This is a genomic window from Paraburkholderia ribeironis (assembly GCF_900019265.1).
In the GTDB taxonomy this organism is placed as follows: domain Bacteria; phylum Pseudomonadota; class Gammaproteobacteria; order Burkholderiales; family Burkholderiaceae; genus Paraburkholderia; species Paraburkholderia ribeironis.
This window is the reverse complement of sequence record NZ_CYGX02000015.1, coordinates 150-12665: the sequence shown is the minus strand read 5'-3', so window position 1 is coordinate 12665 and position 12516 is coordinate 150. Positions and strand designations below refer to the sequence as shown.

Sequence of the window (12516 nt, the reverse complement as noted above, 5' to 3'; positions counted from 1 at the left end):
CGAGGCGGTGCGTGCATCGCGCCGCGTCGGGTTCATTGTCCGTTTCATTGCCCTCTTCATTGTCCGTTGAGCGCGTCAGTCCTCGCAGCGCTGCGGCAGCGCGAGCGCGAGCAGGCCGGCCACCGTAAGCGCTCCCGCAAGGCTGTATACGCCAGCCGCCGGGCTGTAGTGCTGAGTGAGCACGCCGACCGCATACGGGCCACAGAAGCCGCCGAGGTTGCCGAGTGCATTGATGAGGCCGCGTGCGCTGCCCGCAGTCTCGGGACTGCAGAGCTTCGGCGGAATCGCCCAGAACACACCGGCAGCCGCCTGCAGGAAAAAACCACAGCCGATCAGGAATGCGAACGACACGAGCATCACCGATTGCGTCAGCACTGACATCGCGAGCGACGCGGCGAAGCCGACGAGCGGCAGAAGCACGAACAGGCGCCGCTTGCCGGTGAGGTCGGACAGATACGACGTCGCGAACATGCCGATGATCATCGCGACGTAGGGCAGCATGGCGAGCAGTCCGATCTTGCCCATTCCGGTGTGCGTGAGGTTCTTCAGCAGCGTGGGCAGCCACATCGTGTATCCGTAGATGCCGACCTGATAGCAGAAGTTGATCGCGATGAGTAGCCAGATCGTCGGGTTGCCCATCAACGCGCCGAACGACGTTGCGCTCGGCGCGGCCGCCGCCCGCTTGCGCTCCTGCTCGGCACGCAGCGCGTCGAGGATGTACGCCTTCTCGCGCGGTGAGATCCAGCGCGCGGTTTGCGGGCTGTCGTCGGCGAAGCGCAGCCAGACCGTGAGGAACAGTATCGACAGCAGGGCCGTGCTGAAGAACAGGTGACGCCAGTCGTACACCGCGAGGACAAAGCCGGACAGCGGCGCGGTGATCATCCCGGCGAGCGGTACGAACATGATGACCATCGCATTTGCGCGTCCGCGTTCGCGATCGGGAAACCAGATGCTGACCATCGTAAGCACGACGGGTAGCATGCCGCCCTCGGCGACGCCGAGCAGGAAGCGCAGCGTGAGCAGTTCCCACGTGTGTGTGACGAGTCCCGTCAGTGCCGACAGCACGGCCCAGCTCACGAGCGACCACGCGATGAATTTCTTGCCGCTGCCCATTGCCGCGCGCCGGCCGCCCGGAATCTGCAGGAACAGGTAGCCGAAGAAGAAGATTCCGCCGGCAAGACCGGCCATCGTCGCATCCATGCCGAGATCGGCGTTCATGCCGCCAGGCATCGCGAAGGCGATGTTCACGCGGTCCATGTACGAAATGATGCAGGCAAGCAGCAATGGCGGGATCACACGCAGCCAGCGGCGCCGCGGAATGGCGTCGGCGACGTCATAGGCCTGGGTGGCCGTGTTCAGCAGTGTCATGATGTCTCCAGTTTCGTTATTTGCAACGGCGACTCAGGCGGCCGCCGCCGGTCAAGCTTCACCCGCCTGGCGCAGAAGGCAGGCCTTTGCGGTGTCACACCAACGCGATCGCCCTCGCGTTGCGCTCATGCTTACTCCGCAATCTCGAACTGGTCGAGGAACTCGGTCTTCAGCGTGAGGCCGAGACCGGGCACGTCGTCGCGCAGCTGCAGGAAGCCGTTCTCGGCGACCGGCTCGCCGTCGAAGATGTAATAGAACAGCTCATTGCCGACCTCGACGTCGAACATCGGGAAGTACTCGCTCATCGGCGAGGCGAGCGTGCTCATCGTCAGATGATAGTTATGCATCTGCCCCGCGTGCGGAATAACGGGCACGCTGTACGCCTCGCATAGCGCGTTGATCTTGTGCGCCATCGTGATGCCGCCAACCCGGTTCGTGTCGTACTGGACGACCGATACCGCCTTGCGGTCGAGCAACTGCTTGAAGCCGTAGAGCGAGAACTCGTGTTCTCCGCCGGAGATCGGGATGCTGGTCAGACGATTGAGTTCGGCGTAACCATCGATATCGTCGGCGATGACGGGCTCTTCGAGCCAGCGCGGCTGGTATTGCTCGAGCTTCGGCAGGATCCGCTTTGCGTAGTCGAGATTCCAGCCCATATAGCATTCCAGCATCAGGTCGTTTTCGTAGCCGATCACCTCGCGGATCGCGGCGACCGACTTCAGGTTTTCGACCACGCCCTGCTGTGCGTGGATCGGCCCGTAGCCGAAGCGCATCTTGAATGCCCGGAAACCCTGATCGAGATAGCGCTGCGCTTCGGCCTGCATCTCCTTGAGGTCCGTGCGGTACAGCTTCGAGTAATAGCAGGGGATGCGCTCCTTGGTTCGGCCGCCGAGCAGCTTGAAGACCGGCTTTCCGACACTCTTGCCGAGGATGTCCCAGATCGCGATGTCGACTGCGGAAATCGCCGCCATGCCGATGCCTTTGCGTCCCCATGCGTGGGTTGCGCGATACATCCGCTGGTTCAGGTATTCGTAGTCCCACGGATCCTGGCCGATCACGAGCGGCGCGAGATACTGGTCGATGATCGTCTTCGCGACCTGCGGTGCGAGTGCGACATTACCAAGACCGACAAGTCCTGTGTCCGTTTCGATCTCGACGACTGTCCACGCGTGGAAGCGGAACGTACTCATCGTCTCCTGTGGCGCGTACAGCAGGTCCATTGCGTTCGAGCAGAAGTTGCCTTGCGGCGGCACTGTCTTGCCCTTCCACTGGAAGACACGAGCACGCACAGATTTGATTTTCATTCGGACGTCTCCGTTAGATCGTCGTTGGTTAGAGGATTTGCACTGTCCGCACCGTTCATTTACGCGGCAGTGAGGGTGCGCCGGTGCGCGGCGCCCATACGGCAGGCGATCTGGAATGCCTGCCATGTCGCACCGACATCGGCACGCCCCTGTCCCGCGATGTCGTACGCAGTGCCGTGCGCGGGAGTCGTGATCGGTACGGGCAGGCCGCCCTGGACCGTGACGCCACGCGAAAAGCCCAGCAGCTTGATGGCGATCTGCCCCTGGTCGTGATACATCGTGACAATGGCCTGATATTCGCCGGCCTGCGCCTTCAGGAAGATGGTGTCGGCGGGAAACGGACCGTGGAAGGGGGAATCGGTCGGCCAGTCGCGGGCCTGCAGCGCGCGCACCGCCGGAGCAATGACGTCGATCTCTTCGCGGCCGCACACGCCGCCGTCGCCGCCGTGCGGGTTGAAGGCCGCGATCGCCACCTTCGGCGCACTTACGCCGTTCGCGCGCAGCGAGCGATAGATCAGTTCAGCTGCCTGCGTGATCCGGTCAACGTTCAGATAATTGACCGCCTCTCTGAGTGGGACATGTGAAGAGATGCGTGCGGTCCAGAGATCGCCTAGCGTATTGAACTCGCAGAAATAGTCCGTCACGCCGAGATACTCGGCAAAGTGATGCAGCTCATCCTCGTGCTCGAGGCCGCCGAGCTTCATTGCGTGCTTGTTGAGCGGTGCGAAACAGATTGCGTCGACATGGCCGGCAAGCGTAGCGTCCATGCACAGGTCGAGCACTTGCAGAACAGAACGACCGCCCGCGCCGCAGGCTGCTGCGCGCGTTACCTGGACCCGGTCGACTGTATCGATGGCGACGAAGGCGGGCCGCGCGGTGGATGTCCGTCTACGTGCACCGGCCAGTGAGCTGAGCGGCTCAACGTCTACTTGCACACGCGCGACGCGTTGCCCCTCTTCCCACAGCCAGCGGTCGCCGATCAGCACCACGTTGGCATTGGCAGTTGCGTCAGACCGTGCGAGGAGTTTCGCTATCAGTTCGGGGCCGATACCGGCCGGATCGCCGAGCGTCAGCGCGACGACGGGCATCTCGGAGGGGACCATCATGCCTCGTCTCCCACAATCGAGGACCGCATTTGCGGGGATGGATGATCGATTCGCATTGTTCGTCTCCTCATAGTGGCAGCGATGCCGCGCGATGAATTCAGGGTTCATACTAGGTAGACGCCGCCTGCCCGTAAATTGAAAACTACTGATGATTTGATAACTACAGGTAATCAGAGTGGGCTCGATAGACAGGCGCGATACGACGCCGCAATTGCTGAACCGGCTACGCATGCGTCAGGTTGCGCTGCTGCTTGCAGTCGAGGAATGCTCGACGTTGCGCGGCGCCGCAAGCCAGCTCGGGCTGACTCAACCAGCGGCGACGAAGATGCTGCACGAACTGGAAAATGCGCTTGGCCAGCCGCTTTTTGAACGTGTTGGACGTGGCCTGCGCCTTAACCCGGCGGGCGAGCGGGTGCTGGGATATTTCCGCGGAATTCGCGGCAGCATGGAAGCGCTCAATCGCGAACTGGCAGAACTTCAGCTGGGCAGCGCGGGGCGTCTCACGATCGGCAGCATCATGGCGGCAACGCCAGGCAGACTCACGGAGGCGCTTGTACAGTTGAAAGCGCGCTTTCCGCTGATGGCAGTTGAAATCGCCGTCGACACGAGTGACCGTCTCATGCCGCAGTTGCATGAAGGGGTGCTCGAAGTCGTGATTGGCCGCGATGCCAGCGAGGGCCGTGACTATCTATTCCGCTCGGTCGATGACGAAGCGCTTGCGATCGTCGCCGGCTGCGACCATCCCCTTGCCGGGAAGCGTCGCGTCGACTTCGCGACGCTGGCCGCCTATCCCTGGATACTCCAGCCCGCCGGCAGTCCCGCACGCGAGGTCGTCGAGCGCGAGTTCCAGGAGCATCACGAGCCGTTGCCGCGCGGCCTGATTGAAACGGGTTCGATTCTGACAACGATGAGCCTCGTTGCACACTCGCAGATGCTCGGCGTAATTCCCGCGACCGTGGCACAGTGCAATGCGGAGCACGGACTGGTCGCCACAATCGGCTATACGTTCAGCCATAAGCTGCCGTCCTATGGCAGTGTCGTGCGACGCGACAGGCCGCTGAGCACGCCTGCACGGTATTTTCTGGCGCTCTTTCACGGCGATGCGTGATAGCGGTTAGTGCAGCGGACTGGTTGACTGCTGAACCCGCAGCCGATACCCGGCATCATCGCGAATGGCATTAAGATGACAGGAACCTGTCTTTCAAGGCAGGGCCTGGAGGCAACGATGTCGTCGGAAAAAGTGGGTTCCCATGAACAGGAGCACGCACTTCCGCCCTCCGGTCGTGAGCCGGATGCTAGCGATACCCCTGCGCCAAACCGCCACCAGCGGATGCTCCTTTTCGGGGCTGGCATTGCAATTACGATTGTTCTGCTGCTACTCGCCGGTGTTCTGCAATACATGATGGTCAACGACTACATTGCTAGCCGCTATTCCGACTTCATCTACCAGAAAACCCGCTTACAGCTGATTTTTGCCGAACGCGAAAGCGGACTGAGGGCCGCCGTCCTGCATGAAGAATCGGTATGGGGTGGGCGTCCCTCAGCGCCAGAGGATCTGGTCGATCTGTTCGTCAGGCAGCACGGCCACGTTGTCGTTCATCCGAACCGGCAGTTCGATCCGGTACTGGTGATGGGCGACGTTGCCGGCCCCTGGCAGACTACGGAATGGGCGCGCTATCTCGCTCTTGCCAAGGAATTCAACTATCGCACGGGTGGCTATACGCGGGTGCAATTCGGAAGGGTGTTCGGATATATGTACTCGCCCGATCGTCGTTTCATTGCTATCGGTCCTGTACCGGCGGACGATCCACTCAAGCGCAATGGTGTCGAAAATGTCAAAGAGCTGCTGGGCAGGATTGCGCCCGACATTGGCGATCTGACTAACCCCGCAGTCGCGGACAAGCTGCTCGAAAGTCGTAACGCGCTCTGGTTTCCGCCGGTTGTCGATCCATTCAGCGGGCAGTCTGTGTTCCGCGTTCTGCTCCCCGTGTTTAGTGATGGCAAGCCGATTCTCGTCATGGTCCGCTATCTACTGGTACAGCCGCTGATCGAAGATCTCTTCAGTCACCGCTATGACGAAGTCACGTTACTCGTCGATAGCAGAGGAAAGGTGATCCTCGACATAGCGCAAGGAACCGGACTCCGCGAGACAGTCCGCCAGGCTCTGGCTGCACAGCCGTGGAACCCACATACGGTTGGGATGGATCGCCGATACCTGCAAGGTCTTTTTATCGCCAGCGCCCCCGTTCAGACCGGAGAGTGGACACTGATCTATGCGTTTTCGTGGCGCGCGATTCTCGGCGAACTGTGGCCGAGGCTCGTTGGATATACCGTCTTGATGCTGGCGGTGACAGGTTTCATGTGGACGCTCCTGCTGCTGCTCGATCGCGCGGTATTCAGGCCGGACTATGAGCGCTCTAAGCGGATCTTCGAAAGCGAGAACCTGAATCGGACCATGGTCGCCGCAGCGCCGTCCGGGTTCGCCCTTCTGTCGTTCGAGCGCGGTGACATCATGCTGCAAAACGACGTGATGTGCCGCTACGCGGCGAACGTGCGCGAGGATGAACCGCCATTGCATGCCCAATTGCATAGCCTCTACGACCGCTCCCCGGACGCGCCCGCATGGCAGTCCGATCTCGTGATGTCCCTGAAGCTGAAGGGAGGGCAGATCGATGATCTGCAGGTCAGTCTCGTGCGCACGAAATATCAGGGAAGCGAAGTGCTGCTGTGCAGCTTCTCCGACGTCACGAACCTCAAAAACACCGAGCGCAAGCTGAACGAAGCGCGTGCGGCGGCCGATGCGGCGAACCAGGCGAAGTCCGCCTTCCTCGCCGTGATGAGTCATGAAATACGTACACCACTCAACGCAATTCTCGGTAACCTCGAATTACTCGGCCGTTCACAATTGTCCTCGTCGCAAAGCGAACGGTTGCGCGTTGTCTCGTCCGCGGCTGTTTCCCTGCTGACTATCATCAATGACATTCTCGACTTCTCAAAGGTCGAGTCTGGCCAGATGACCGTCGAGACAGTCCGATTCGATCTCGCCGACACCATTCGCGAGGTCGGCGAAATTTTCGCGCCGATCGCACGCGAAAAAGGGCTCGAATTCAACTGTGTGATTGACGATACGCTTGCGTCGCACTACCTCGGCGATCCGACGAAAATCAGGCAGATCGCGGTCAACCTGGTTAGCAATGCGATCAAGTTCACGAGTAGTGGCGAAGTGATACTCGAGGTATACCGCAAGGATGATACGGTCGATGATTCGCCAATCACGATCGGCGTAATCGATACCGGTATCGGAATGTCGGCCGCGCAGCAAGAGACCGTGTTTCATGCGTTCGAGCAGGCCGATTCGTCCATTACCCGGCGTTATGGCGGAACCGGACTTGGGCTCGCGCTGTGCCGACGCCTGACAGACTTGATGGGAGGCACGCTTCTGGTCAGGAGCGAGCTCAATGCGGGCAGCACCTTCGTCGTGACGCTGCCGCTGCGTGCCGATACAAGTGTTCCGGTGGAGCATACCGAGCATGACGCTGGCGGACCCTCGGCCGGGTTGCTCAACACGCACGCGTTTCGCGTTCTGGTCGTGGATGACCAGCTTTCGAACCGCGAACTGATCGCCGCGCAGCTCGCTACGCTCGGATATGAAGCCGACATGGCGGACAACGGGGGCGAAGCCCTGCGGCGTTTTAAAGAGCGCGATTACGACGTGGTCATGACGGACCTCAGCATGCCGGGAATGGATGGCTATGCGCTAGCGCGATGCCTGCGAGCCCAGAAGGAGACAGTGCCGATCATCGCGATCACGGCCCATGCGACAGGAGAGGAACGCCTACGGTGCGAGAGTATGGGCATCGACATGATTCTGCTTAAGCCGGTTCTGCTTGGCACGATGGATCAAGCCTTGCGCCGGCTGATCAGCGAGGCTGATGAGCGTCCCGCGGTCAGCGTCGCGGCCATGCAGGACGTTACGCGGGGCCCGCTACCCGAGCGTGTGCATGCTGCAATGAACAGGTCACTCGATGAATCGCTCGTAACGCTGCACAAGGCGCTCGAAGCTGACGACATGAAAACGGTGCGTGAGCAGCTTCACGCAACACGCGGCTCATTTGCGATGATTCATGAAGAGGACATCGCGAACGACTGTAGGCAAATGGAGCAGTACGCGAAGGATCACGACACGGCTGGTCTCAGGGACGCGCTCGCCCGTTTTGAACCGCTCGCGCGTGCCGCGCTCGCACGACGCGCGACGGACGCTCAGATCGGTATATGACAGCGATGCGTACCGAACTCTCCCGGCAGGTCGGCCTGGTCGGCAAGAGTAACGGAAGCAAACAGAAGGTGCTCGTAGAGTTGCTGGGTAGTCCTATCGAACATGAACCGCTTCGTGTACGTGTCCGCAATATCGAAAGCATTTTTTATGTGAATGGGAAAAGGATCAAATGCTGGTCGCGGGACGAAGCGGCAACTGTGCGGCCTGGCCAGTTGGGCCGTATGAGTCTTTCTGGGTGAATGCCAGCGTGAGCGCCTCCTGTTGTTGCTATCCCTCGGGTTCGCTGCCGGACGCTCGCGGGGACGACGACACCAAACCGCTTTCCATCGCGTAGCGCAACAGATCGACTTCCCGGTCGATACCGAGCTTTTCCATTGCCTTCGACTTTTGCGCGCTAATCGTCTTCTTGCTGCGACACAATTTTTCAGCGATCTCATTGACGGTCAGCCCCGAAGCAAACAGCCGCACGACTTCGGATTCGCGCTGGCTGAGAACATCGGTCGAGCCGCGGCCGCGGCGGTTCCAGTCGATCGACTGGACGATCTCCTCCACTCGCGGCGAATAGTACTTGCCGCCGCTAAACGCGGTATGCGTGGCGGGAACGATATGGCTGAGGGCGTCGGACTTGCTGACGATGCACTTGACACCCTGGACCACGAGCGCGCGCAGCACCGCCGGGTTGTCCAGCATGGTAAGCACGACGAGTTTGACAGTTGGATAGCGCCGCTGGATCAGGGAAAACAGCGCAATCCCGTCACCGTATTCGCCCGCTGGCATCGCGTAATCGGACACCAGAACGTCGCATGCCTTGGTTTCGAGTAGCGCAATCAATTCCGTCGAGTTTTTCGCCGAGCCCATTAGCTCGATTGTGCTATCGAGAAGCAGCTCATGTTCCACGCCGCTAATGATGGCCGGGTGGTCGTCAGCAAGTACAACCCGGATCGCAAGAGAAGCCATGGTGACCCTCCGTGTACCGCCTGTGCGGCAAAAAGGAGTGCAGTGTCACGCACGCACCAGAGGAGGCAAACCGCTTTCTTCTTGCAAGCAATTTTGCTGCGACGCAAAACCCACGACACCGGTGAACCGGCATTTGCCGACCGACACGAACGACGAGCCGAAAATCCGACACTTCATACACCATCATAGTAACGGGCGGGAGCCTCTGACAATGCGGATCGAGAAAGGCGTCGAGAACAGTGCTCGTTGCTGGGCCGTGTGGCGGCTGCACGACCGGGCCGTGTACGCAGGCAGGAGGCACCCTTGAGGTTTTCGTTTTCGAACTGGCCTCTTGGCGTGGCCGCGTGTCCGCTCATGCAGGGGCAAGTGGTACGCGATTTTCTTCGGATTTGCCCTTGAAACTCACCTGTGAAAATAAGACCAGGCCTATTGTCAGTCCGAAAAAAACTGATCCAAGACTCAAATCATTTTTCGAAATGATAGGACAAATATGGCTTTTTGAGTATTTGGAGGAGTTTATAGGACTGGGCCTATTACCGCCGTAAGGAAAACCCTATAAAGTATTTCCATAGTTGCCGTTTGGTGTGCTATGGATCAGCAGGAAATTAAATCTTTGTCGAATCCCTGGTGAACCTGTTCTGCTTTGCAGTGTCGCGTCAGATTATCAGCCACGTGTCAGCGGTTTGGATGCCCGATTGTACGCTGCAACCAGGACGATCTTAAGGGGAGCGGCGTGCGATCATTTTCCGACGGTGCCTGTGCTTGAGTCACATATTGCTATGGAGTCGTCCATGACCTCATCTACCATCCGCGTCATGCTTGCGGATCATTATCCCGCTATGCTCTCGGGCGTTCAGCTTGAACTGAAAAAGAGCGGCACGATTTCGGCGGTCGGAGCTACGCATAATTCCACAGACCTTGTTACGGCGTTGGACTGCATCCCGTGTGACGTGCTGCTGACGGGCTATGTCATGCCGGGAGATGAATATGGTGACGGTTTGGCTCTATTCAAACTGATTCGGCAGCGTTATCCAAACCTGAAAATCGTCGTGCTGACCATGATGGAGCACCCTTCAGTTCTGCACTCGATAATCACTATGGGTAATCGCTGTATCGTTAGTAAATCTGATCCAACCATTCACCTTACCCAGGCGGTTCACGCCGCATACGCGAACCGTCCGTATCTGTCGCCGCGAATAGAATCAATCGTCGGATCAACCAAACGGGGCCGTCGCGGTAGCCTGGATGGCAGCCCACTTACGTTGCGGGAGTTGGACGTCATTCGTTTATTTATATCTGGAATTTCAGTTGGAGAAATTGCCGAACAGTTGAACCGCAGCAAGAAGACAATCAGCTCGCAAAAGTGCACTGCAATGGCCAAGCTGGGAATCAAGCGGGACACTGACCTTGTGCGTTACGGGATCGAGAGCGGGTTGGTATTGTCCACCAAATCCGTACTGGCTCCGACGGATGGGGACGGGGCGTCTGAGAATTCAATGTCTGCCGAAGACAGCGTCTGCCGCTTTTTTGACCAATGCACGGATCCACGGAGGTCCGCTTGGCAGCCTCCGGTAGCCAGTTGAGCATGAGCGCCGCGACATAAAGAATCGACAGAAATCCAGCATTAAAAAAGATAACTTTCCAGGAATATAGGATCCGCTCGCCAAATCGCAAGTTGCATGAACGTGATGGACAAAAATCCTTGGCTTGCATGGCGGCATGGCGCTGGATTGTTCAAAAATTGCTTCCGTCCCGTATTCGCAAGATCGCCTTTCACTGAAACATCGACGTTGCATTCCCGGCGCGTAGCGAGTGCTATGCGGTTTGTTGACGTAGCATGCGCCGGGCGCTTGCCGAGGTGAATTCTGACGACAGGGTGAAATTAACAAACCTTGACCTTTCGGTGCTGATAATCGGACTGGGCCGATTTGGGTTTGATGTTGAAAACATTAAAATATTAATTATTCAAGTGATGAATTAAATCTGTGCGCGAGGTGCTGATTTGCTTCGTGCGAATTTTATCGTGTGATGAAACCTTGGCTGTCTGTCCTTGTTTTTCGGCAAGAAAAATAAGACTGGGCCTATTCTAAATTTATTTGTCAAATTTAGAATAGGTTACGTAGGTAGTCGGGTTTAAATAACGCCTTATCGAAATTCAATACTCTATTCGCACGTCTTTTTGATGTGCGAGGGCGGTGTTCGTCTTGATTTTTTCGAATGTTTTATTGCCTGAAGGCAGTAATGGTGTCGGGATTGTATCCCGTCATCAGATTATCGGATTTTATTAAGTTTGTAAAAAGGCAATGTCGGCACGACGGATTTCAGTGCTGACTCCGTATATTTATAGATGGGAAGACCGTATGAACAGGATTTTTCGGGTAGTTTGGAGTCGGGTGAGGTCTGCATATGTCGTCGTCGGGGAGATGGCGCAATGCTCTCGGGGTAGCGTACGTTCCGAAGCAGCAGGGTCGAGCGCAGGTGTGATCGAACTACGATTGCGGCGTCGTGGCATTCTGGCTCTGGAATGTATGCTGGTCATCTCGATGATGGGCGGGGCGACATACGCGCAGGCTGCGGCTAATAACGCGACGTTTGTTGGCGGAATCTTCACGTCGTTAGGCGGTGGAAGTGCGACCAATCCAACCTGCTATAGCACCGTATATTCCCCGTATGGCAACACCAACGGGGGCGTTGCTTCTGGATTCAGCGGAATCACGCAGGATAATGTTTCGTCCGGTCCAACGGCGGGGATTAATTACTACGGTTCGGACGTCATTTGTGGCAGCGCGGACGCCGCCACTCAGACAAACCGCATCCTGGCGTTTAACACTGGCTCGACCAATAACGCGACGAACCTGTCGGTTGGTGGAACACTCTACGCGAACACGGCGGCATATCTTAACAACGCCACGATCAATAACCTTACGGTGACCGGAGCGTTCGCACTGCCTTATTTCGCCACTAACACGAGTTTGTCTACTGGCACGGCGACTGGATCGGACTCGATCGCGATTGGAATGGGTACCACGTCCGCGAGTGGGGATCAGTCGATTGCACAGGGTGTTAATGCGAATGCGTTGAACACGAATACGATTGCGCTTGGGGCGAATTCGACTGCAACCGTGGCAAATAGTGTCGCACTGGGTTCCGACTCCTCTGCAGCGGTGGCGGGTGTCAACGTGACATCGGCGACAGTCGGCTCGCAGACATATAGCGGCTTTGCTGGAACCACGCCAGCCACTGCAGGCATTGTGAGTGTTGGATCGGTCGGCAGTGAGCGTCAGATCACGAATGTTGCTGCCGGGCAGATTACTGCGACGTCAACGGATGCAATCAACGGGTCGGAACTCTATTCAGTATTGAGTACGACCAACGGTAGTATCGATTCGTTGTCGACGGGGCTGAGCACGACCAACAGCAACCTCGACAGCCTGTCGACCTCGACCTCGACCGGCGTGAGCTCGCTGTCGACGGGGCTGAGCACGACCAACAGCAACCTTGACAG

The 12516-nt window shown here is 58.2% G+C and carries 7 protein-coding genes and 2 pseudogenes; 5 read left to right on the top strand and 4 right to left on the bottom strand.

What is annotated here, in order from left to right; genetic code table 11:
- Positions 1-75: 75 nt before the first annotated feature.
- From BN2475_RS07750 to BN2475_RS07740, 3 genes are all read right to left on the bottom strand, one after another.
- Positions 76-1368 carry an MFS transporter gene (locus tag BN2475_RS07750; protein ID WP_094778962.1) on the bottom strand — a complete coding sequence of 431 codons (1293 nt, stop codon included), beginning with the start codon at positions 1366-1368 and terminating at the stop codon, positions 76-78.
- 131 nt (positions 1369-1499) lie between these two features.
- Entirely contained in the window at positions 1500-2672 is a 1173-nt protein-coding gene (locus tag BN2475_RS07745) for an L-rhamnonate dehydratase (RefSeq protein ID WP_094778961.1), read from the bottom strand.
- A 59-nt stretch (positions 2673-2731) separates the two neighbouring features.
- Positions 2732-3760 carry a 4-hydroxythreonine-4-phosphate dehydrogenase PdxA gene (locus BN2475_RS07740; protein ID WP_425435495.1) on the bottom strand — a complete coding sequence of 343 codons (1029 nt, stop codon included), beginning with the start codon at positions 3758-3760 and terminating at the stop codon, positions 2732-2734.
- A gap of 193 nt (positions 3761-3953) precedes the next feature.
- On the opposite strand from BN2475_RS07740, the gene BN2475_RS07735 reads away from it, so the two are divergent.
- Together BN2475_RS07735 and BN2475_RS07730 are read left to right on the top strand one after the other, a co-directional pair.
- Positions 3954-4886 (top strand): LysR family transcriptional regulator, encoded by a 933-nt coding sequence (locus BN2475_RS07735; RefSeq protein ID WP_094778959.1) that lies wholly within the window; start codon positions 3954-3956, stop codon positions 4884-4886.
- Between the two features lie 117 nt (positions 4887-5003).
- On the top strand, positions 5004-8054 hold the full coding sequence (locus BN2475_RS07730; protein ID WP_245841179.1) for a hybrid sensor histidine kinase/response regulator: 3051 nt from the start codon (positions 5004-5006) through the stop codon (positions 8052-8054).
- A gap of 267 nt (positions 8055-8321) precedes the next feature.
- Here BN2475_RS07730 and BN2475_RS07725 read toward each other — a convergent pair whose 3' ends face one another.
- Entirely contained in the window at positions 8322-9011 is a 690-nt protein-coding gene (locus tag BN2475_RS07725) for a response regulator (protein WP_094778958.1), read from the bottom strand.
- Positions 9012-9802: 791 nt separating this feature from the next.
- Here BN2475_RS07725 and BN2475_RS07720 point away from each other — a divergent pair.
- From BN2475_RS07720 to BN2475_RS36200, 3 genes and pseudogenes are all read left to right on the top strand, one after another.
- The gene (locus BN2475_RS07720; protein WP_094779095.1) at positions 9803-10594 is read left to right on the top strand and encodes a LuxR C-terminal-related transcriptional regulator; all 792 of its coding nucleotides are present in this window, start codon (positions 9803-9805) and stop codon (positions 10592-10594) included.
- Positions 10595-11314: 720 nt separating this feature from the next.
- Positions 11315-11479, top strand: a pseudogene (locus tag BN2475_RS36475) (ESPR-type extended signal peptide-containing protein); the annotation flags it as partial.
- A gap of 60 nt (positions 11480-11539) precedes the next feature.
- Positions 11540-12516 (top strand): annotated as a pseudogene (locus tag BN2475_RS36200) (hypothetical protein); the annotation flags it as partial.

Coding starts and splice junctions, on each gene's coding strand:
- BN2475_RS07750 (WP_094778962.1), bottom strand. CDS start 1,368: ATGACACTGCTGAACACGGCCACCCAGGCCTATGACGTCGCCGACGCC.
- BN2475_RS07745 (WP_094778961.1), bottom strand. CDS start 2,672: ATGAAAATCAAATCTGTGCGTGCTCGTGTCTTCCAGTGGAAGGGCAAG.
- BN2475_RS07740 (WP_425435495.1), bottom strand. CDS start 3,760: ATGCCCGTCGTCGCGCTGACGCTCGGCGATCCGGCCGGTATCGGCCCC.
- BN2475_RS07730 (WP_245841179.1), top strand. CDS start 5,004: ATGTCGTCGGAAAAAGTGGGTTCCCATGAACAGGAGCACGCACTTCCG.
- BN2475_RS07725 (WP_094778958.1), bottom strand. CDS start 9,011: ATGGCTTCTCTTGCGATCCGGGTTGTACTTGCTGACGACCACCCGGCC.
- BN2475_RS07720 (WP_094779095.1), top strand. CDS start 9,803: ATGACCTCATCTACCATCCGCGTCATGCTTGCGGATCATTATCCCGCT.